16 protein-coding genes are annotated in these 21,006 nt (G+C 69.9%); 8 read left to right on the top strand and 8 right to left on the bottom strand.

Annotated features, from left to right (window positions below):
- Positions 1-131 precede the first annotated feature (131 nt).
- The gene (locus M1L60_RS33795; RefSeq protein WP_253241632.1) at positions 132-455 is read left to right on the top strand and encodes an STAS domain-containing protein; all 324 of its coding nucleotides are present in this window, start codon (positions 132-134) and stop codon (positions 453-455) included.
- Here the strand turns inward: M1L60_RS33795 and M1L60_RS33790 are convergent.
- The gene (locus M1L60_RS33790) at positions 422-835 is read right to left on the bottom strand and encodes an SAM-dependent methyltransferase (RefSeq protein ID WP_256517668.1); all 414 of its coding nucleotides are present in this window, start codon (positions 833-835) and stop codon (positions 422-424) included. The genes M1L60_RS33795 and M1L60_RS33790 overlap by 34 nt on opposite strands.
- Positions 836-1,155: 320 nt before the next feature.
- Between M1L60_RS33790 and M1L60_RS33785 the strand changes: the two genes are divergently transcribed.
- Positions 1,156-2,865 (top strand): ABC transporter substrate-binding protein, encoded by a 1,710-nt coding sequence (locus tag M1L60_RS33785; protein ID WP_253241630.1) that lies wholly within the window; start codon positions 1,156-1,158, stop codon positions 2,863-2,865.
- On the opposite strand, the gene M1L60_RS33780 is transcribed toward M1L60_RS33785, so the two are convergent.
- The 3 genes from M1L60_RS33780 to M1L60_RS33770 form a co-directional block, all read right to left on the bottom strand.
- Complete coding sequence (locus tag M1L60_RS33780; protein WP_253241629.1) at positions 2,862-5,930, bottom strand: AfsR/SARP family transcriptional regulator; 3,069 nt, start codon at positions 5,928-5,930, stop codon at positions 2,862-2,864. The two genes, M1L60_RS33785 and M1L60_RS33780, sit on opposite strands and share 4 nt — an antisense overlap.
- 91 nt (positions 5,931-6,021) lie before the next feature.
- Complete coding sequence (locus M1L60_RS33775; RefSeq protein WP_253241628.1) at positions 6,022-7,338, bottom strand: GMC family oxidoreductase; 1,317 nt, start codon at positions 7,336-7,338, stop codon at positions 6,022-6,024.
- A gap of 97 nt (positions 7,339-7,435) precedes the next feature.
- On the bottom strand, positions 7,436-7,864 hold the full coding sequence (locus M1L60_RS33770; RefSeq protein ID WP_253241627.1) for a MarR family winged helix-turn-helix transcriptional regulator: 429 nt from the start codon (positions 7,862-7,864) through the stop codon (positions 7,436-7,438).
- A gap of 96 nt (positions 7,865-7,960) precedes the next feature.
- Between M1L60_RS33770 and M1L60_RS33765 the strand changes: the two genes are divergently transcribed.
- Positions 7,961-8,461 carry a hypothetical protein gene (locus M1L60_RS33765; protein ID WP_253241626.1) on the top strand — a complete coding sequence of 167 codons (501 nt, stop codon included), beginning with the start codon at positions 7,961-7,963 and terminating at the stop codon, positions 8,459-8,461.
- A 39-nt stretch (positions 8,462-8,500) separates the two neighbouring features.
- Positions 8,501-9,157: a TetR/AcrR family transcriptional regulator gene (locus tag M1L60_RS33760; RefSeq protein ID WP_253241625.1), complete on the top strand. Its 657-nt coding sequence runs from the start codon at positions 8,501-8,503 to the stop codon at positions 9,155-9,157.
- Here M1L60_RS33760 and M1L60_RS33755 read toward each other — a convergent pair.
- The 3 genes from M1L60_RS33755 to M1L60_RS33745 form a co-directional block, all read right to left on the bottom strand.
- Positions 9,149-9,892, bottom strand: a complete 744-nt coding sequence (locus tag M1L60_RS33755) for a DUF2625 family protein (RefSeq protein WP_253241624.1) — start codon at positions 9,890-9,892, stop codon at positions 9,149-9,151. The two genes, M1L60_RS33760 and M1L60_RS33755, sit on opposite strands and share 9 nt — an antisense overlap.
- An 88-nt stretch (positions 9,893-9,980) precedes the next feature.
- Entirely contained in the window at positions 9,981-12,851 is a 2,871-nt protein-coding gene (locus M1L60_RS33750) for an AfsR/SARP family transcriptional regulator (protein ID WP_253241623.1), read from the bottom strand.
- Between the two features lie 436 nt (positions 12,852-13,287).
- The gene (locus tag M1L60_RS33745) at positions 13,288-13,989 is read right to left on the bottom strand and encodes an alpha/beta fold hydrolase (protein ID WP_253241622.1); all 702 of its coding nucleotides are present in this window, start codon (positions 13,987-13,989) and stop codon (positions 13,288-13,290) included.
- A 366-nt stretch (positions 13,990-14,355) separates the two neighbouring features.
- Between M1L60_RS33745 and M1L60_RS33740 the strand changes: the two genes are divergently transcribed.
- Positions 14,356-14,856: a sigma-70 family RNA polymerase sigma factor gene (locus M1L60_RS33740; protein WP_253241621.1), complete on the top strand. Its 501-nt coding sequence runs from the start codon at positions 14,356-14,358 to the stop codon at positions 14,854-14,856.
- A gap of 133 nt (positions 14,857-14,989) precedes the next feature.
- Here the strand turns inward: M1L60_RS33740 and M1L60_RS33735 are convergent, their stop codons facing one another.
- Positions 14,990-16,507, bottom strand: coding sequence for a GMC family oxidoreductase (locus tag M1L60_RS33735; protein WP_253241620.1), 1,518 nt, complete (start codon positions 16,505-16,507; stop codon positions 14,990-14,992).
- A gap of 105 nt (positions 16,508-16,612) precedes the next feature.
- Between M1L60_RS33735 and M1L60_RS33730 the strand changes: the two genes are divergently transcribed.
- Genes M1L60_RS33730 through M1L60_RS33720 form a run of 3 tightly spaced genes read left to right on the top strand, consistent with a single transcriptional unit; the run spans position 16,613 to position 20,942 of the window.
- Positions 16,613-17,506, top strand: coding sequence for a helix-turn-helix domain-containing protein (locus M1L60_RS33730; protein WP_308208576.1), 894 nt, complete (start codon positions 16,613-16,615; stop codon positions 17,504-17,506).
- Between the two features lie 37 nt (positions 17,507-17,543).
- The gene (locus tag M1L60_RS33725; RefSeq protein WP_253241619.1) at positions 17,544-18,197 is read left to right on the top strand and encodes a GntR family transcriptional regulator; all 654 of its coding nucleotides are present in this window, start codon (positions 17,544-17,546) and stop codon (positions 18,195-18,197) included.
- Between the two features lie 9 nt (positions 18,198-18,206).
- The gene (locus M1L60_RS33720; RefSeq protein WP_253241618.1) at positions 18,207-20,942 is read left to right on the top strand and encodes an AAA family ATPase; all 2,736 of its coding nucleotides are present in this window, start codon (positions 18,207-18,209) and stop codon (positions 20,940-20,942) included.
- The last annotated feature ends 64 nt before the right edge of the window (positions 20,943-21,006 follow it).

Raw genomic sequence — 21,006 nt, 5'->3', positions numbered from 1 at the left:
CGCTCTCTGTCATGAGACCGTCGCAATTCCGGGAGAGACTGGATGCGTACGGCGGTAGCGCCGGACGACACAGCGGAGGTGACGACGTGACAACTGTTCCGAGCGTTCATGGCGCCGGATACTCGACGGCGGTGACTTCGAATGCGGCACTGGTTCGGGTGACCGGTGATATCGACCTCGACGTGATCGGCGAGTTGCGCGATGTTCTCGACAGTGCCGTGGCCCTGCGCCCCGTCGTCATCGTCGACCTCATCTCGGCCGGCACGATCGATTCGCTCGGTCTGGCCGTGCTAGCCGGCACCCGCGACGCCGCTCGCCGCCGCGGCGGCGACCTGTTACTGGTCGCTGCCGGCCACTTCACCCGGGGCGTCCTGACCGCCCGGCGCCTGCAGACGGCTTTCCGGGTCTTCGACACGGTGCCTCAGGCCATCACAGCGGCGTCCGCTCCTCGCTGACAACTACCGAGCGTTGTCACGTCCCGACACGGGCTGCGGCCGACGTCGCTGGAGCTCACCGGCAAGGCCAGAACCCGCGACAATTGATCATCGAATGCGGGCCACCCCGCATAGACCGAGACAGCGGCATCCGGCTCCGCGCCGGACTCACCGGTCTGGGGACGCCATCGGGTGAGCACCTGCAGTCCCGGATCGACCAGTTCGAGGCCGTCGAAGAAGCCTTCGATCTCGGCCCGGGACCGCACCCGCATGGTCATGCCTTGCCGCCGGTAGATCTCGGTCACCGCCGCCCAGGACTCGGGAGCGAAATCGCCGGCGAGGTGGGACAGGGCGACCGCCCTGGTAAGTGGCGAGCGTGGGGAAAGAACCACTTGCCGCATCGTCCTCGACGGTCACGACATGGTCCGCGACGTAGTCGCATACCGTGACACGCGCCGGTGATCGGGCCAGGGCCCTCGGCCGGACGTTGATCGAGGCTTACTTCCGCCTGGTCGGTGAGTTCCGTCGCCGGTCGCCCGTCTGCGACGGCCCATTCACACCGCACGGCCCCGAGGGCGGCCCGACTGAACCCGAGCGTACCGCCGCCGTCATGTCGGGTGACATGACAAGACAGTCCCGGGGTCAAGTCAGACCTGGGGGCGAACCGGTTCGAAGGGCATCCAGCCAAATGGGTAGGCGAATTCACATGGCGGTGGCCGCTTTGGCCGCTGTCGCTCTGGCCTCGGCGGGCTGCACGAGCCCGTCATCGGACCGCGACAACGGCGGCGACCACGCCGCCACGGGCGGGATCACGGCCCAGTCACAGACAATCGATCCGAACGCCGAGGGTCCCGCGCGCGAGATCGAGGGAGCACGGAAGGGCGGGCATATCGAGCTTCAGGCCGAGCAGACGCCGATCACCTTCGACCCGACGGACGCCTACGCCCTGGACACCAACGCCATCAGCAGACTGTTCCTGCGGACGCCGACCCAGCTCGACATCCGCAACGGCAAGCCGACCTTGGTGCCCGACCTGACCGATGTCGGCACGGTGTCGGACGACAAGCTGACCTGGACCTTCAAGCTCCAGCCAGGCATCCGGTACGAGGACGGCAACGAGGTCAAGGTCGAGGATCTGGCGTACGCGATCAAGCGCTCCTTCGCCCGCGACGTCTACGCGTACGGTCCGGCCTACCAGCTCCGGTACTTCAAGGACGGCCAGACCTACAAGGGTCCGTACCGGAGTGGTGACACCTATTCCGGCGTGGCGACCCAGGGCACCGATACCTTGATCATCCGCCTCGCCCAGCCGTTCGCCGATCTTCCCTTCTATCTGACGTTTCCGATGTTCACGCCGATCCCCCAGGCGAAGGACACCAAGCAGGAGTACCGGAACCACCCGCTCGCCACCGGCCCGTACATGTTCGACACCTACCGGGCCGGCTCCAAGCTGGTGCTCAAGAGGAACCCGAACTGGCAGCCGGAGACCGACCCGGTCCGCCACCAGTACCCGGACACCTTCACCTTCACTTGGGGCGGCGACAAGCTCAGGAGCCAGACCGCGGCGCTCGACAGCAACGGCGCGAACGCCAACACGATCAACTACGAAGCACTCGACGCCTCGCTGATCCCACGGCTCAAGGGCAAGGAGGCGCAGCTGCTCACCGGCCAGAGCTCATGCAACTACGTATTCCAGATGGACAGCCGCAAGATCCCGCTGGAGGTGCGTAAGGCGATTGCCAAGGCATTCCCGTACGACGCCAATTTCAAGGCCGAGGGCAAGAACGACTACGTCGCCGAACGTGCGAGCACCGTGATGCCGCCATCGACCCCGGGTTACCAGAAGTACCCCGCGGTTCCGGACCTGACCGGCACCGGTCCCGGTGATCCCGAGGGCGCCAGGAAGATGCTGGAGGCGGCGGGCAAGGTCGGCTTCGAGATCAGCTACTACTACGACAACACCAAGCCGATCCCGCAGCAGGTCAGCCAGGTTCGCGCCGATGCCCTGACCAAGGCCGGGTTCAAGGTCAAGGCGATCGGAGTGTCCACCGCCGACCTGCGTGCGAAGACGTTCGACTACACCGCCCCGGTGAACGCCGACCAGGGGCCCCGTGGCTGGTGCGCCGACTGGCCGAGCGGCATCTCGTGGTTCCCGGTGCTGTTCCGGTCCAACAGCGTCACCGACGGCATCACCTGGGGCGCGCTCAACGACAAGGAGTTCGACGAGAAGATCGACGCGGTCGCCGGCCTGCCGACCGAGCAGGCCACCCCGAAGTGGGCCGCGCTCGACAAGGAGGCCTTGGAGAAGTACGTCGCCCTGCCGCTGTACTACGACAAGTCCGCCATCGTCCAGGGCACCAACATCGGCAGGTCGGTCATCGACCCGACGAGCAGCCTCCCGGTGTTCACCAGCATGTACCTGAAGAGCTAGTGGCCGGCTGAACCTGAGGGCTGCGCCGTCTTGTCGGCAAGGTCCTGACCGGGCTCCGGGCGGCGAGGTATTCCGAGGTCACACTCGTGCCTCGCCGCTCCGCTCTTTCCACCGGACGCTACCGCCGCTGGACCAGCGGGTTCAATGTCTGTAGGGGCGCCGTACGATCGTGCCGGCTGCAGACGGATCAGGCGGTTCAGACGCTTCTCGATCTTGTCTATCACCTGAGGCGTTCGAAGGTTACCCATCAGGTCGCGGGCCTGCCGCCAGGCGGCGCGAGCGCCGGCCGGGTCGTTCAACGCGAGCGCGATGTCGCCCTGATTGAGCAGGGCCGAGGTCAGGCCCATCTGCCATCCGATCTGGCGGTACAGCTCGGTGGCTTTCTTCCAGTAGGTCAGCGCGGTGGAAAGGTCGCCGGCGGCACGATAGCTGTCGGCCAGCGCCTCATAGCTCAGGCCCAGCGCGTTGGCGTCGCCCAGCTGTTCCGCGATGAGCAACGCGCGGTTGGCCAGCTGCCTGCAGACGTCGACCTGGCCGAGGTTGGAGTGGGCCTCGGTCAGCACGGACAGCACGCCGAGCTCACCGGTCCGGTCGCCGAGTGACTCGAAGATGTCCCGAGCGCGGCCGAGCAGGACGACAGCCTCGGGGTCGTCGCCCTGCTCGACGCTCAACTGGCCCAGGTTGCGGTACACCAGGGCCTGCTCCGGGCGAAGTCCGAGGCTCGCGAAGAGGTCGAGCGACCGCCGCAGCAGGCGCGACGCGGAGTCGTAGCGGCCCCACATCATCTCGGCCCCGCCCAGGCTCCGGGTGGAATAGGCCCGGCCGAGGTCGTCCCCGGCTTCGGTGGTCGCCTCGAGACAGGCGCGCGCCATGGTGGTCCAATCGTGGTACCACCCCTCGCCCTGGTTGAAGCGTTGCAGGCTCAGCGCCAGTCGCCAGGCGGACGCCACGTGACCGTGGTCGAGCAGGCGATGGACCATGGCCCGCAGCACCTGCCGTTCGGCGCTGAACCAGGCTATGGCCTCGGCCGCCGTGCTCGGACGGATGGCGACTACGTCCGCGGACGCATCGGGCGGTTCCAGCACCACCGTGGGCGAGAGGAGAAGATCCGCCGCGTAGGCACTTTGCCGATAGTGGCTCGCGAGCCGCCGGAAGGCGTCCTCCCGGGCCGGGCCGTCCCCATGCGCACGGATCAGCTCGTGGGAATAGGCCCGAATGAGGTCGTGGGTAGCGAACCTTCCCGGCGACCGTTCCGTGAGCAGCCCCGTCCGCACCAGTTCGCCGGTCAGCGCCCGCGCCTCAGCCAGCGGCACGCCGGCCAGGCCGGCGATCGCCGGGACGGTGGCATCCGGCCCGGGGTGCAGGGACAGCAACCGGAACGTCCGCGCAGCCGGCGCACCGAGCATCCGGTAGGACCACGAGAAGATCGCCCGGATGCTGTTGCCCATGTCGTCGTCGGAGAATCCGTCCAGGCCGCCCTGAGCGTCCCGCAGTTCCCGGGCGATGTCGGTCAACCGGTGATCGGGATGGGCCAGAGCCCGGGCGGCCACCACCGCCAGCGCCAGCGGGAGCCGTCCGCACCGCGCCGAGATCTCGGCCACCGCGTCGGGGTCGGCCGACGTCCGGGTGTCTCCGATCCGCACGGCCAGGAACTGACGGGCGTCCTCGTCCGACAACACGTCGAGGGTCATGAGATGCGCGCCGTGCGCCGTGGCCAGACCCGTCAGCCGCTTCCGGCTGGTGACCAGCACCAGGCAGCCGGGAGCGCCCGGTAACAGCGGGCGCACCTGCTCGACGCTGCGCGCGTTGTCCAGGACCACCAGGATCCGGCGACCGGCCAGGACGCTGCGATACAGCCCGGACCGGGCACGCGGACTCGCCGGAATGTCGGAGTCGGAGACACCGAGGGCGTTGAGGAAAGCCCGCAGCGCCTCCTCGGGTGGCAGCATGGCCTGTTCGGGGTCGAATCCCTGCAGGTCGACGTACAGCTGTCCGTCCGGGTAGGTGCCGGCCAACTGGTAGGCCAGGCGGATGGCCAGAGTGGTCTTCCCGATGCCGGGGATGCCGTCGATGACCAGCACGGGCGTGGACACCTGGCTCATCACGTGTCCGTTGAGCAGACCGAGCGTCCGGCGTTGGGTCTCGTCGCGGCCGGTGAAGTGCGGCAGTTCGGCCGGCAACTGCGCGGGCAGCACCGCGCTGATGCCGGGGGGCCGGCTGATGAGAGTTCCGCCCGGTGACGCGATCGGGTCCGACGGGTCCGCGGCACCGGGGCCGGCTTCGCCCGCGCTCTGATCCAGGACGGTCTGATAAGCCTCGCGCAGCTCCTCGCGGGGATCGACGCCCAGCTCGTCGGCCAGTCGGCGGCGTACGTCGTGGTAGAGGGCGATCGCTTCGGCCTGCTGCCCATCGGCCGACAAGGCCAGCAGCAGCTGGGCCTGCAGCCCCTCGTCGAGCGGGCGGAGCTCGCTCACCCGCCGCAGGACGGGCAGGACGGGGCGTACGCGCTTCAGACGCAACGCCAGCGTTGCCGCCTCCCGCACCAGGTCGGCGCACTCATGGTCGATCAGATCGAACGCCCGGTGGTCGCCGGAGGCAAGCTCGGCCGCCCCGCCACACGGTCCCCGCCACAGATCGAGGGCCTCCTCGTACGCCGCCATAGCCTCGGGCCGCTGCCCGGCCGCTTCCTCTGATCGGGCCTGCTCAGCCAGCTGACGCAAGCGCAGCAGGTCGAGATCCCCGGGGCCGACCCGCATCCGGTAACCGGCGGCGTCACCCAGCAGCCAGTGTCCGGGCGACCGGGCCGGAAGGCCGGGTTCGAAAAGGCGCCGCAACGCGCCCACGTAGCGGTGCACGACGTTGACGGCGCTCGCCGGCGGTCGCGGACCCCACAGCACCTCGACGATCTCGCCGACGCCCACCGGCTGACCCGCCTTGGCCAGCAGCAGGGCCAGGATCAGGCGCTGCTGGCGGGCTCCCGGATCGAGTTGCATGCCCTGCCGACGGACCCGCAGCGGGCCCAGCACGCCGAAGGACAACGATGCGCCGCCGCCGCTCAAAGGCACGGAAGAACTCCCTAGGTCGGCCCGGCCCTCAGCTTACCGCCGAGCCGGTGCGGGCCGAGCCGACCGCATCCCCCGACGATCACCGCTGCTCTCACTGCCGACTGAGCGAGTGGGTCGAGCGGATCATGTCCGCCGCCTTCTCGCCGATCATGATCGTCGCGGCGTTGGTGCCGGCCGAGACGATCCGGGGCATGACGGAGGCGTCGGCCACACGTAAACCGTTCACCCCGAGAACCCTCAGCTCGGGATCGACCACGGCCTGCGCGCCGCGGCCCATGGCGCAGGTTCCGACCGGGTGGTGCGAGGCTCCCGTGCCCCACTGCAGATAGTGACGGAGGCCACCCGGCTGCCGCACGTTGTGACCGGGCAGCACCTTGGGCCGATGCCACGGCGCATCGATGAACGTCAGCAGCATGTCGGGGCCCGGCTGCGTGGCCGCGCTGCGCCACGACATCGAGGCCTCGGCGTAATTCTTCCGCGGCGACGGGATCGGCCGCGCGGCCTCGAAGACCAGGCTGACCACGGGGTGGTCGTGCAGGTTGCGGCCGACGCCGGGAAGGTGCTGCGCCACCGGGACGCCCAGCCGGTCGAGTTCGGCTGCGTCGCCGATGCCCGACATCATCAGCAGCCGGGGCGAGTCCACTGCGCCTGCACTGAGCACGACCTCTTCGTTCGCGGAGGCGACCATTGCCTGGTCGGCGTGCGTGTACTGCACCCCGGTGCACCCACCCTTCCCGAGGACCAAGCGGTGCACGCGGGCACCGGTGACGATGGTCAGGTTGGGCCGTTCGTCGGCGACCGGATGCAGATACGCGACCGCGGTGCTCTGCCGTCTTTCGTCGGCGACGGACAGATCATGCCACCCGACACCTTCGGCGATCGCGCCGTTGACGTCCTCGGTGAAACGGTGACCGCCGGCTGTCGCCGCGTCGACGAAGGCGCGGGCCAGCGGGCTGGGATCGGCCACGGGTGCCGGCCGCATGGGCCCGTCGTCTCCCCGGAGGGCCGGATCGCCGCCGTTGACGGTCTCCATCCGGCGGAAGTACGGCAGCACCGAGGCGTAGTCCCAGCCGTCGGCCCCCTGTTCGGCCCAGCCGTCGTAGTCGGCCGCGTGACCGCGCCGGAACATCATGGCGTCGATGCTGCTGGACCCGCCGAGGGTGTGTCCTCGTGGCCAGGCATGGACAGCATTGCCGGTACGGACTTGCGGGACAGTGACGTACGAGTAGTCGACCACGCTTCCCCGCAATGCAGGCCAGGCCGAAGGCACGGCGATCTGCGGCAGTGTGTCGGCCCGCCCCGATTCGAGCAACAGCACCCGCACGCGCGGGTCCTCGGACAGGCGGGCGGCGATCACCGAACCGGCCGAGCCCGCGCCGACCACGATGAAATCGTGGTGGTTGACCATATGACCACTGTCGCCCGGCGCCAGCCAACCCCTTTGCCGATCCTCGCCTCCGGCTTTGACCACCGATGACGTAGGCCCCGCGAGACACCCGGCGCGGTCAATCGAAGCGGGACACTGCGGTGAGCTTGCTCAGGACGGCATGCAACTGCTCCGTGTCCTCGATCGACAGGCCGAGATGCTCGCGCGCGGCTGACGACACCGACTCGACCCGCCGGCGCAGGGCCTCGCCCTCTGACGTCACGGTGACAATGACCTTGCGCTCGTCGGCCGGGTCACGCTCGCGGCGCAGGTAGTGCGCAGCTTCGAGTCGTTTCACCAGGGGCGACAGGGTGCCGGAGTCGAGATGTAGCAGATCGCCGAGCCGGCGGACCGAAAGCGGACCGTGCTGCCACAGAGCGACCAGAACCAGGTATTGAGGGTGGGTCAGGTTCACCTCGGCCAGGAGGGGCCGGTAAAGCCCCACGACGTGCCGCGTCGCTACGGACAGCGCGAAACACACCTGGTTCTCCAGGGCTAGCGCATCCATTGGACCTCCTCCGCGTAATGCAATATATCGCTGACCTTCACCAGAGACAAACGTCGCGGGATTGATCCCGGCGGCATGTCATCCGTCGGTTCAGGCGTGACCGACAACCTCGAAACCCGCCCGTGGAAAGCCGCCGATCTGACCGCCCTTCGCGCGGCCGAACCCCTCTTTCCGCCTGACACCTACCCTCGCCGTTTCGTCGCCGGTAGCCGGCAGCTGCGGCCCTTGCATCGCAAGGTGCAACACCAGCTGGCCGAGCCGGAGCACCGGTGGACCGGCCAGGTAGCGCTGACCGGCGATCGGCTGGTCGCCCTGGCCGAGTGCTCGTGGGATCCGGCCGATCCCGGTACGGGCACCCTCGCGGTCAATGTGGCCGAGGCCTGGCGCAATGGCACGCTCGGGTACCGGGTGCTGCACGAACTGGTCGGGCGGTGCGTGCGGCTGGGGATCACCACCTTCGACCTCGACTATGCGGCATCCAACGTTGCCCTGCAGTCAGCCGTCGACGCCATCGCCACCGAAACGGGCGTACGCTACACGCTGAGCGGGGTGACCCGGGCCGGCATCGGGCATCTGACCGTCCGGGCCGAGCACTGACCGGTCCGGCCGAGACTGCACGTGGCGTAGGATTCGGGGATGGCAAGCCCCTCCCGCCCGGAACGCCGGACGCGTTCCGACGGCGAACGGAGTCGGCTGGCCATCCTCGACGCCGCGGTTGCCCTCACCACCGTGCTGGGGCTCGAAGGCCTGTCGATCGGGCGCCTGGCCGACCACGTCGGCATCAGCAAGAGCGGGTTGTACGCCCACTTCGGCTCCAAGGAGGAGCTTCAGCTCGCCACCATCCGCACAGCCGAGCTGGCGCACCGGCGCGACGTCGTGAATCCCGCGTTCGCTCGACCCGATCCCCTGTCACGCCTGAGATCCCTGTGCGAAAACTTCCTCGATCATCTGAAAGATGATCTGCTGCCCGGCGGCTGCTTCTTCGTCTCGGTCAACGCGGAGTTCGACGCTCGTCCGGGCGCGGTCCACGACCGGCTCGCCGAACTGCACACGGCCTGGCTGCAAGTGCTCGAGGAGCAGTACGCCGCAGCGCAGGCGGCTGGCCTGCTCAGCCCGAAGACCCCACCTGATCAGGCCGTTTTTGAGCTGAACGCCTATCTGCACATGGCCAACAACATGTACGTGCTGTACCGCGACGCCGACTACCTCGAACTGGCCCGGCGCAGTGTCGCCAACCGCCTGGGCATGCTGAGCTCGACCAGAAGCCGGCCGGTCACCGAGGCGTCACACTAAGGTCGCATTCGCCACCGGGTCGCCCGGGTAGTACCCCAACGAGCTGTCCAGAGGTCGTCCCTTGGCGCCGGCCGCTTGAGCCTGCAGGGTGAGGATGTCCGTCATCGACGCCACCGAACGGGCGAACCCGCCGGCCGTCTCGCCGCTCCACAGCGCGGGAACGACGGCGATTCCCTGGTCGGCCCGGAGCCCCCGCACGTCCTCGCGCCAGCGTGGCCACAGCAGATCACCGTAGAAGTGCGGAAGATCGCCCGACACACACCAGGCGAGCCACTCACTGTGTGACATCTTCATCCTCGCCCAGTTCAGCGAGGGGGGATCGAAGTAGATGACCTCGCCCGGCACCCCCGGCCGACCGGGGCCCGGTCGCAAGCCGTTGAGAAAGAAGACTCCTCCCAGCACGTCGTGCGCCACGATCAGGCCCGCCGTCGGTGTCCAGGTCCGATCGAGCAGGGCAGGAAAGTCATTGACCTCGCCGAGGCTGGGCAGTCCGAACTCGGCACACGGCGAACCACCGAAGATCCGGAGCCAGCCGTCGTACAGCAAGATGCCGCTGCAGTTGAGGGCGACGGCACCGAGCGGTGAACTCGCGGCGACCTGAAGCTGCTGCAGACCGGCCCGGGCCAGCGCCCGGTCCGGCGGAAGGATCCTAGGCGCGGCGAAGCTCCGCATCAGCACGTCCGACAGCGCCCGCCAGGGAGCGCCGTCGTCCTCGGCCGGATCGAGATCGCTCATCAACCGGTCACCCCGGAAGCCTTGTCAAGGATCGGCTCGGAAGTTGCGTGTCCCATACTCGACACGACGAAGCGAAGTGCGGGAAAGTTCAGAGCCCGGCCGGTGGCTGTTCGGGCGTCGTCTCGTCGAGGCCGGCCAGGCTGTCCTGGACCTTGGCAACATCCGGCACGTGCAGGTGACGCAAGAGGTCCAGCGCCTCCACCCACGCCGCGCGAGCGGCGGCCCGGTCACCCAGGGCGAGCGCGGACTCGCCCAGCGAGTGCAGGCATCCGGCGGCATTCATGCGCCAGCCGGCCTGCCGGAACAGCTCAGCTGCCCGCTTCCGGGACACCAGTGACGCCCGCAGGTCGCCCCGGAACAGGCAGATCTCGGCCCGGGTCTCGTGACCGAGCGCCTGAGCGCTGGGGTTGCCCAGCGCCTCGGCGATGGACAGGGCACGGTCAGCGAGGTCCATCCCCGTGCCGAAGTCGCCCTGACGGCCGTGCGCACCGGCCAGACAGCTGAGCACGTTGACCTGGTCGGACAGCTCGCCCAGCGATTCCGCGACGCGCAGGGCGGACTCGAAGTATCCGACTGCCTCGGCATATTCCTTCCGGTGGACACTCACCTGTCCGAGATTGCGGTACACCAACGACTGCTCGCGTCGCAATCCCAACCGGTCGAACAGCGCGAGCGACTCTCCGAGGTGCCGAGCCGCAGCCGTGAGGTCCCCCAGTTCGATCTCCGGACCCGACAGGCTGCGCAGCATGTGCGCCCGGCCGAGGTCGTCGCCGGCTTCGATGGCCGCTTGCAGGCAGGTTCCGGCCAGCGCGGTCCAGTCGTACCACCAGCCCTCGCGGTGGCACAGCCGCTGCACGCTCAGCACCAGTCGCCAGGCCGAACCGGCACGTTTCTCGTCGATCTCGCGCTGGACCACTGCTTTGAGGACCAGACGCTCTGCGCTGAACCACTCCATGGCATCGGTGGCAGTGGCCAGGCGGGCCGTTGTCACGCCGTCCACTGGTTCCGGTGGGTGCACCGCGATGGTCGGTCCCAGCAAGAGGTCGGCCGCGTAGGCGGTCTGCCGGTAGTGGCCGACCAACCGGTGGAACGCTCGTTCCCGGTCGTTGTCGTCCTCGTGCAGCCGTACGAGCTCGTGGGCGTAGGCCCGGATCAGGTCGTGCGTGGCGAACCGGGACGGCTGGTGCTCGGCCAACAGACCCGTCCGCACCAGCTCACCGGCCAGGGTCCGCGCCTCGGCCCGGGACACACCGGCCAGGCTGGCCATCGCCGGCACCGTGACGTCCGGCCCTGGATGCAACGACAGCAAGCGGAACATCCGGGCCGCCGCGGCCCCGAGCATCCGGTACGACCACGAGAAGATCGCGCGCAGGTCGTTGCCCATGTCATCGCCGGCGAAACCGTCCAGGCTTCCCTGCGCGTCCCGCAACTCGCGGGCGATGTCGCCCAACCGGTAGTCGGCATGGATCAGGGCCCGGGCCGCCACCACCGCCAGCGCCAACGGAAGCCGCCCGCATCGTTCGACGATCTCGTTGACTGCCGCAGGCTCGGCCGTGATCCGCGCCGCTCCCACCCGGGAGAGCAGGAACGTCCGCGCGTCCTCGACCGACAGCACGTCCAAGGTCAGCAGGTGCGCGCCGTTCGCCGTGGACAGCCCGGTCAACCGTTTACGACTGGTCACCACTACCAGGCAACCCGGCGCGCCCGGTAGCAGGGGACGCACCTGCTCCACATCACGGGCGTTGTCCAGCACCAGCAGGAGGCGACGTCCGGCCAGCACACTGCGGTAGAGACCCGGCCGTGCGTGATGACTCGCCGGAATCTCGGCGTCCGGCACGCCCAGCGCGTTCAGAAACCCCTGCAGGGCTTCGGCCGGAGACAGAGCCGCCTGGCCGGGATCGAAGCCCTGGAGATCCACGTACAACTGGCCGTCGGGATAGGCATCCTTCAACTGGTGGGCCAGGCGAATGGCCATCGCCGTCTTCCCGATTCCCGGAATGCCGTCGATGGCCAGCACCGGCATCGTCGCGTGGGCCAGCACATGACCGTTGACCAGGCCCAGCGTCCGCCGCTGAGCCTCGTCCCGGCCGGTGAAGTGGGGCAGATCCGCCGGCAACTGCGCCGGCAACACCGCGGTCGACGCCGGCGGCGTGTTCGAAGCTGGGCCTCCGTCCTCGCCCGGCGATCCCGGCCGGTCCGCGCCCTGCGACAACAGCAGCTGGTACGCCTCGCGCAGTTCCTCGCCCGGGTCGACCCCCAGCTCGTCGGCCAGCCGGCGGCGGATGTTCCGGTACACCGCGATCGCCTCGGCCTGCTGACCATCGGCCGACAGGGCCAGCAGCAACTGGGCCTGTAACGCCTCGTCCCACTCACGGTGCTCGGCCACCCGCCGCAGGAACGGCAGAACGGCCCGGGTGCGATTCTGGCGCAGCGCGAACGCCGCGGCCTCGCGAGCCAGGTCACCACACTCATGGTCGACCACGGAGAAGGCCAGGTGGTCGCTCGATGCGAGTTCGGCCGCCCCTCCGCACGGTCCTCGCACGAGGCTCAGGGCCTGCTCGTAGGCAGTCATCGCCTCGGCGACCTGCCCGGCGGTGACCCGGGACCGGGCCTGCTCGGCCCGGTCCCGCATTTCCAGCAGGTCGAGGGTGGTCGCCTCGACCTGCATCCGGTAGCCCGCAGCGTCTCCGAGCAGCCAGCTCCCGGCCGTCCGGGCCGGCAGGCCGGGCTCGAGCAACCGGCGCAATGCGCCCACGTAGCGGTGCACGACGTTGACGGCGCTACGCGGCGGACGCTCGTTCCACAGCACCTCGACGATGTCACCGACGCCGACCGGCTGACCCGTGTTGGCCAGCAACAGGGCCAGGATCAGGCGCTGCTGCCGGGCACCCAGGTCCAGCTCGACACCGTGACGCCACACCTTGACCGGACCGAGCACACCGAAACGGATGCCAGTCACGTCATCGCTGTCCAGCATCACGAGCCCGGACCGCCCTCGGTGAGGTCGTTCCGCTCGGCGGCCCCGCCCGTCCTACGCGAACGGCCGACACTTGTCGTGTGCGGACCTGGGCGGCTCACGCGCCGACCTGCCCCAAAGAGCAGTTACCGTACGTGACCACCTGTGCTCACCTTTCAGAAATGTTCCACCAGCCGACCGCTCTTTCCAGAGGTTACACACTACGTACGGTTTTCTCGGCCGCCGATCAGTCCTTGGACTGTCTACACGACAGATCTCGGTTTTCGCGAGTCGATCGGCCAGGCCGAAGGCTCCGACCAGGACGGTCACCCGACGACAAGGTCCGATGTCCAGCCGATCCACCTCGATTACAGTCATCACGCATCGTGTTTCTGAGGGGAACGCTCGCGTCAATGGACATGACGGTCTGTGAGCGGCCTCAAACCTCGGCCACGGCCCGCAGGATGATGTCGGCCACCGCCTGCGGCTGCGACATCGGTAACGCGTGGGACGCGCCCGGAACCTCTACCGCCTCCCGGGCGTTGGCCCGCTCCGCCATGAATCGGAACGACTCCAACGGGATGGCCCGGTCCCGTTCCGGCGAGATGAACCAGGACGGAACCATCTTCCAGGCCGGTTCAGCCGACCCCTCGGCGAAGGCAGCCGAGTTCGCCGGCCGCTGGGTGGCCGCGGCGAGGGCGGCGTCGGCCGCCGGCACATCCGCGGCGAAGTGCTCGTGGTAGGCCTCCAGCCGCACATAGAGGTCCGTCGTGCCGTCGTCCAGCGGCACCTCGTGCAGGTGCTCGCCCAGCGTCGCGCCCGGGAACCGGCCGGTCAGATCCGGGACGGTCTCGCCCCGGTCCGGCGCCAACGCGGCCACGTACACGAGGGCCTTGACGTTCTCGTTGCCGGCGGCGGCGTTGGACGCCACCGCACCCCCGTAGGAATGACCGGCCAGCACTACCGGCCCCTCGATGGTGGCCAGCAACGAAGCGACCGCGGCCGCATCGCCGGACAAACTCCGCAGCGGATTGCCGGCCGCCAGCGTCCGGTGCCCGGCGGCCAGCAGCCGGGTGATGACACCGTTCCAGCTGGCCGACTCGGCGAACGCACCGTGGACCAGAACGATGGTGGGTTTCATGTGCTTCTCCCTGTAGGCGAACGGCACCGCGTCCTGGGCGGGACGCTGTGGGCTCCACGGTCCCCGCCCGCACCGGCCTGCGAATCAGTCATTCGCCTGCGGTACGGCCGGTGATCGCGGCGGAGCCGGCGCCCGACCCCGTCAGAAGCCGTCCGGGGCCACCGACTGTCGCGAGGAGCCCGGCCCGTGGCCGTCGTGGTGGCAATGCCGTGCTTGCGCCCGGTTCAGGTCGCTCAACAGGTGTGCGGCCGGGTCGCCGCCCGACTCCTATGTCACTTCGGTGTCACAAATCCGGAAGTTCGTCCTCCCTACGGTCGAATCGGGCCGCGCCAGCGGCCGGTCGCCGCCCAGGGGAGCCGAACTGCGATGTCCAGTCCCGAGGCCGCCCACGACGACCAGCTGCGGGAACTGGTCGACCGGCACGGCCCACGGCTGGCCCGGTTCATCTCCGTCATGGCGTTCACCCAGGACACGGACGACCTGGTCCAGGAAACGATGATCAGAGCCTGGCGGAACCTGGACGCGATACCGACCGATGACCAGGCCGGCCGTCGGTGGTTGTTCACCGTCGCCCGCCATGTGGTCATCGATGAATGCCGCCGGCGGCGGGCTCGCCCGGTACAGGTCGATCCACCCGGCGACTGTGTCACCGCGGACGACGAGACCGCATCCACCGCCGTCGCCAATGTCGCCCTGCGCGAAGCTCTGTCCCGGCTGAGCAAGGCCCACCGGGAGGTGCTGACGGAGACCTTCGTCGAGAACAGGTCCCCGGTCGAGGTGGCGGCGCGTCTCGGGATTCCGATCGGAACGGTCCGTTCCCGCCTGCATTACGCCCTCCGGGCCCTGCGGGACGCCGTCATCAGCTGAGGGGTCAGCAGCCAGGCGCGTTCGATCGGGTGCTTCAGGTGGGGCAGATGACTGCCGGCAGCAACGTGACGACGACGGCCGCAGCGCATCGGTTGCAGGGCTTCGGCCGTGATGACGGGGACGGCCCCGCCGCTCAGAAGTGCTTGACGCGGATCAGGTCGGCCGCCTTCTCACCGATCATGATGGTGGCCGGGTTGGTGTTGACGCTCACGATGCGGGGCATGACGGAGGCGTCGGCCACCCGCAGCCCGTCCACGCCGTGCACGCGCAGCTCGGGGTCGACCACGGACTCGGCGCTGACGCCCATGGCGCACGTGCCGACCGGGTGGTAATAGGTGCCTGTACCTCGGCGCAGGTACTGCCGCAGCTCGGCCGGGTCCCGCAGGTCCGCCCCGGGCAACACCTCGGCGCCCCGCCAGCCGTCGAACGGCCCGGCGGCTGCGATCGCCCGGGCGACCTCGATCCCTTCGACGAGGCGGCGGCGGTCGGACTCGGTAGCCAGGTAATTGGGGTCGATCAGCGGCGCGACGCCCGGGTCGGCCGAGGCGAGGCGCACCGTCCCGCGCGAATCGGGCACCGTAGCGACGCCAAAGGTGAAACTGTTCGGCGGCACCGCGAGCGCCGGCGGCGCGAACGGCACGTGGATGAACATGATCTGCATATCGGGCCCCGGCAGAGCGGCGTCGCTGCGCCACAGCATCGAGGTCTCGGCGTGGTTGCTCAGGCCGCCCGGGATCGGCCGGGTCGCCTCGTAGATCACGCTGACCAGCGGGTGGTCGTGCAGGTTGCGGCCGACTCCGGGCAGGTTCTGGGTCACCGGGATGCCGAGCCGGGTGAGGTCTGCGGCGTCACCGATACCCGAGTACATCAGCAGGCGCGGCGAGTCGACCGCGCCCGAACTGACCACGACCTCGTAGTCCGCGTAAGCTGACGTCTCGGCGCCGTCGCGCGCGAAGGCGACGCCGATGCAGCGCCCGCGCTCGATGATCAGCCGGTGCGCGCGAGCCCCGGTGAAAACGGTGAGGTTGGGTCGTTCTTCCGCCGGGCGCAGGTACGCGACCGCCGTGCTCTGCCGCTGACCGTCGGCGATGGACAGCTCGTGCCAGCCCACCCCCTCGCCCACCGCACCATTGAAGTCGTCGGTGCGCGGGTGACCGGCGGCCACCGCGGCATCCACGAAGACCTGCGACAGCGGGTTGGCGTCGGTGGCGATCGACGGCCGCATCGGTCCATCGGTTCCCCGGTACGCCGGATCGCCGTGGCCCGCCGTCTCCATGCGGCGGAAGTAGGGCAGCACCGACGCGTAGTCCCAGCCGTCGGCGCCCAGCTTGGCCCACTGGTCGAAGTCGTTGGCGTGACCGCGCAGGTACACCATCGCGTTGATGCTGCTGGAACCGCCGAGCGTGTGGCCTCGGGGCCAGTTGTGCACGGCGTCGTCGAACCCGGGCTGCGGGACGGTGACGTACGCGTAGTCGACGGCGCTGCCCCACAGGGCCGGCCACGCCGGGGGCGCCGAGATCTCGGGCAGGTTGTCGGCCGGGCCTGACTCGAGCAGTAGGACCCGGACCCGAGGGTCCTCGGACAGGCGAGCCGCAATGACGGCTCCGGCCGAGCCCGCGCCGACCACGATGAAGTCGTAGTGAGTTGTCATGCCATCAACGCTGGCCATGCGTCACCGTGGGTGGTTGACGAATTCCGCCCACGCCTTTGACCTGGGGCGACTGAACTTCTGCGCCGTCCGTGCGTCGAACCTGACGTGACATCCTCCGTTGTTTCCTCGCCGCGGCCCCGCGCGGGCCACCCCGCGTCCTGCGGTGCTGCCGGGCCGGCGGCCCGCGCGACGCTGGGTCCGTTGACGGTGACCCGGGTGGGCGGGGAGCCACAGATCGTGCGCCGTCGGCCGGAACCGGTCGGCCGGCTCAAGCTCGGCTTGCTGCTGCACGGCACCGCCACCGTCAGCCAGAGCGGCCATCAGGTGAGGCTCGAGCCTGAGCAGATGGCCCTGTACGACCCGGCCCTGCCCTATGACATCCAGCTGGATCAGCGATGGTCGTTCCTGGTCCTCACCTTTCCCCGGGACGGTCTGTCGCTGCCCTCGAACTTCGTGCGCCGGGCCATGCGACAGACTCATCCGTTCAGTGCGGGTCCAGGCGCGGTGCTGGCCGGCTTCGCGGCCGCCGCACTACGTCAATGCGGTCTGGATGGCACCTGCGCCACCCGTCTGGGCGAGGCGGGACTGCATCTCATCGCCGGGGCTCTCGCCACGACGACGCCCGACGACGGCACCGCAACGGCCGACACCCAGCGGCAGCAGGTGCTGGAGTACGCGCGGAAACACCTGTCCGAGGCGGATCTGACCCATGACCGCGTGGCCGCCGCGTACCGGATGGCTCCCCGCACCCTGCACCGGCTGTTCGAGCACGAGCCGCACACGGTGACGGAGTACATCCGGCTGCAACGGCTGGAGGCGGCGCGCCGCGATCTGGCCGCCCCGATGCTGAGCCATCTCAGCATCGCGCGGGTGGCCGCCCGCTGGCAGTTCAGCAGCCAGGCCCATTTCACCCGGGCTTTCCAGGCCCGATTCGGGGTGGCGCCCTCGACGGTCCGGGTGAGCTCCCTCTCGTCCGACCATCCACGGGCAGGCTCCTGACTTGACAGCTCCTAGGAAAGAGCTTGCAATATATTGCATGCCGGATGCCGTGGCGTTGCGTGATCGGGCCTTTCGCGCCATCTGCGACGCGATCATGGCCGGCTCGCTGCGTCCCGGCACCGAGGTCAGCGACACCGGCCTGGCCGCGTGCCTCGGGCTCGACCGGGCTTCCGTCCGGCAGGCCCTGATCCAGCTCGAACAGGCGGAGCTGGTCCGGGTCGAATCCGGCCGGTACACGATGGTCAGCCCGGGCGACCTCCACGCCAGCCGGGTGGCCCACTCGGTGATCACGGCCATGCACGAGCTGGCGGCCCAGGAGGCCGGCCCCCGGCTCACTCCCGCCGACCTGGACGCCATGCGCCACGCCAACACGGTCTTCGACCGGGCCCTGCGGGCCGACGACGTGGACGCCGCCATGGCCGCCGACGACCGTTTCCACGGGGTCGTGCTCGCCGCTTCCGGCAATGTCCACCTGCGTACGGTGCTGAAGCAGTTCACCCCGACCTTGCGCCGGATCGTCAGAATGCGGTTCGCTTCGCTGAGCGGCCGCGACTCGGTGCTTCAGCACGAGCACATCGTCGAGCTGTTCGCGGCCGGTGACCTCGACGGCGCAGTCGCCGCTACCCGCACACACTGGCAGACCCTGGCCGTCCTGCTGGACGTCCTGGGTTCCGGCCCGGACCCGGCCTGAGGACAGATCATGGACGAACTTTTCGGCCGCGAGGTGGAGCTGGCCCGCATCGCCCGTTTCATGCAGTCGGTGCGCGACGGCGGCGACGTCCGGTTCGTCCACGGCGAACCCGGCGTCGGCAAGTCGGCGCTGCTGGCGGCGGGCGCCCGGCTGGCCGAGGAAGCCGGCCTGCGGGTCCTGCGGGCGGCCGGCTCCGAGTTCGAGGCGGACGTCAGTTACTCCCTGCTCAACCAGCTGCTCCTGCCGCTGCACGACGAGATTCAGCGGCTCCCCCCGGCGCTGCGGGACGCCCTCCTGGTCGCCCTCGGCTTCGCGCCCGGTCCGGCCCCCAGCGCGCTGCTGGTCGGCAACGCCGCGCTGTCGCTGCTGACCATGGCCGCGCGGAGCACACCGGTGCTGTTGATCGTGGATGACATCCAGTGGGTCGACCGGTCCAGCGCCGTCGTTCTCGGTTTCGTGGCCCGCCGCCTGCCGGGGTCGCCGGTGGGCGTCATCGCCTCCTCACGCACCGGCACGACCAGCTTCCTCGACCGCCAGGGCCTGACCGAGGTGACGGTCGAGCCGCTGTCCCGCGAGGCCTCCGAACGCTTCGTGGCAGCCCACCACCCGGGGATGCCCGCCCGCGACCGGCAGCGCCTGCTCGATCTGGCCCAAGGCAACCCGCTGGCGCTGGTCGAGCTGCCGGCCACGCTCGCCGGCACCCGCGGCAGCCGTTCCGACCAGGCCGACGTGGTGCCGCTCAGCGACCGCCTGCAGGACATCTTCACCGCACGGATCGCCGGCCTGCCCGACGCCACCCGCCTGCTGCTCCTGCTGGCCACCTTCGAGGGCAGCGGCGAGGTCCGGGCGCTGCGCGACCTCGCCGACCTGGCCGACCTGGCTCCGGCCGAACGGGACCATCTGGTGCGGGTGGACGACGAGCGGGGCCGCATCACGTTCCGCCATCCGCTGATCCAGTCGGCCATCGTCGCGCGGTCCACCCACGAGGAGCGTCGCCACGCCCACCTCGCGATCGCCGCCGCCCGGCCCGGCGAACCGGAACGCCGCGCCTGGCACCTGGCGGCAGCGACCGCGGGCCCGGACGAGGCGGTGGCCGAGCAACTCGAGGAGGCCGCGCGGCGGGTGCTGCCCCGTGACTCCGTGGCGGCCATCGCCATCCTCGTCCGTGCGGCCGACCTGAGCGCCACGGCCGAGGACCGAGCCCGGCGGCTGGCCGAGGCGGCGTACATCGGCGCCGAGGCCGGCGGCGCGGGTGACGCCGGCACGCTGCTGGCCGACGCCACCGCGACGAGTCCCGGCTCGGCCGGCTCGCTGCACGCCGCGAGCGCGGCCGCGCTCCTGCTGATCAACGGCGACGGCGACGTGCAGACCGCCCACCGCCTGCTGGCCGGCGCGATCGAGACCGGCGGGCACGGCTGGCGGGCCGACGACCCGGCTCTCGACGAGGCGATGCAGACGTTGCTCCTGCTCTCGTGGTACGCGGGCACGCCGGAGCACTGGGCCGTGTTCCACCGGGCCATGGCCCGGTTCACCCCGGCCCCACCCGACATTCTGGCCGTGATGAGCCGGACCTTCCCCGACCCGGTCCGCACCGGCACCGCGGCCCTGCCCGACCTCGAAGCGCTGATCGCCACCCTGCCCGACGAGACCGACCCCACCCGGGTCATGCGGATCGGCACCGCCTCGGCCTACGTCGACCGGCTCGGCGAGAACCGCGAGCACTCGTGGCGGCTGGTGCGCCAGGGCCGCGAGGGTGGCCCGCCCCGCCGGCAGCTCGGGGCGCTGATGCATCTGTGCCTGGACGACTACCTCACCGGGCGGTGGGACGAGGGCGAGGAGCTGGCCGCCGAGGCCGAACGAGTCTGTGCCGCCGCCGGGTTGCCGTTCCTGAGGTGGTATTTCCTGTTCGATCGGGCGCTCATCGCGGCCGGGCGGGGCCGGTCCGACGAGGCGTTCAAGCTGGCCGACGAGATCACCCACTGGGCGCTGCCCCGGGGCGTCGCCGGAGCCGCCACCATCGCCCACCTTCCGCGCGCGCTGGCCGCCGCGGCCGAGGGCGATTTCGAGGCCGCGTTCCAGCACGCGAGCGAGATCAGCCCGGCCGGGGTTCTCGCACCGTACGCCCCGATCGCCACCTGGGCGATGTTCGACCTGGTGGAGGCGGCCCTGCGAACCGGCCGGGCGGACGCCGCCCGGATCCACGCCGAAGCCATGCGCACCGCTCGGGTCGACGCGCTGTCACCACGCCTGCGGCTCGTCCAGCAAGGCGTCGACGCGCTCGTGCTCGACACCAGGGACGCCGAGCTGCGACTGGAACGGACCCTGCGGGAGCCCGGCAGCACGCGCTGGCTGTTCGAGTCGTCCCGGATCCGGCTGGCCGTGGGCGAGAAGCTGCGCCGGCGCAAGGACTTCCCGCGGGCGCTGGAACATCTGCTCGCCGCCCGCACCGGTTTCACCGCCGTCGGGGCCGAGCCGTGGCTGGCCCGCACCACCGTCGAGCTGCGGGCCGCTGGTCACCGCCCGGCGCTCGCCGAGCCGTCGGTGGCCGGTCTGACCCCGCAGGAACTCGAGATCGCCGAGCTGGCGGCGGCCGGGCTGACCAACAAACAGATCGCCGAGCGGCTCTATCTCTCGCACCGGACGGTCGGCGCGCACCTTTACCGGATCTTCCCGAAACTCGGCATCTCGTCGCGGGCCGGATTGCGGGATGCCCTGTCGGCCCGGGGCGGGCGACTTCCGCGCTGATTGCGTGACGCCGGCCACAAAGCGACGAGAATTGTCACCGAGCCGACACACAATGACTTGTGTA

The organism is Paractinoplanes aksuensis (genome assembly GCF_024137025.1).
GTDB classification, from domain to species: domain Bacteria; phylum Actinomycetota; class Actinomycetes; order Mycobacteriales; family Micromonosporaceae; genus Actinoplanes; species Actinoplanes aksuensis.
This window is presented reverse-complemented; position numbering and strand designations above follow the sequence as displayed.

Excerpts from the sequence above, each read along its gene's own strand:
- M1L60_RS33770 (WP_253241627.1), bottom strand. The coding sequence starts at position 7,864 with ATGGATGCGCTAGCCCTGGAGAACCAGGTGTGTTTCGCGCTGTCCGTA.
- M1L60_RS33740 (WP_253241621.1), top strand. The coding sequence starts at position 14,356 with ATGTCCAGTCCCGAGGCCGCCCACGACGACCAGCTGCGGGAACTGGTC.
- M1L60_RS33760 (WP_253241625.1), top strand. The coding sequence starts at position 8,501 with ATGGCAAGCCCCTCCCGCCCGGAACGCCGGACGCGTTCCGACGGCGAA.
- M1L60_RS33755 (WP_253241624.1), bottom strand. The coding sequence starts at position 9,892 with ATGAGCGATCTCGATCCGGCCGAGGACGACGGCGCTCCCTGGCGGGCG.
- M1L60_RS33720 (WP_253241618.1), top strand. The coding sequence starts at position 18,207 with ATGGACGAACTTTTCGGCCGCGAGGTGGAGCTGGCCCGCATCGCCCGT.
- M1L60_RS33745 (WP_253241622.1), bottom strand. The coding sequence starts at position 13,989 with ATGAAACCCACCATCGTTCTGGTCCACGGTGCGTTCGCCGAGTCGGCC.
- M1L60_RS33735 (WP_253241620.1), bottom strand. The coding sequence starts at position 16,507 with ATGACAACTCACTACGACTTCATCGTGGTCGGCGCGGGCTCGGCCGGA.
- M1L60_RS33790 (WP_256517668.1), bottom strand. The coding sequence starts at position 835 with ATGCGGCAAGTGGTTCTTTCCCCACGCTCGCCACTTACCAGGGCGGTC.
- M1L60_RS33775 (WP_253241628.1), bottom strand. The coding sequence starts at position 7,338 with ATGGTCAACCACCACGATTTCATCGTGGTCGGCGCGGGCTCGGCCGGT.
- M1L60_RS33725 (WP_253241619.1), top strand. The coding sequence starts at position 17,544 with ATGCCGGATGCCGTGGCGTTGCGTGATCGGGCCTTTCGCGCCATCTGC.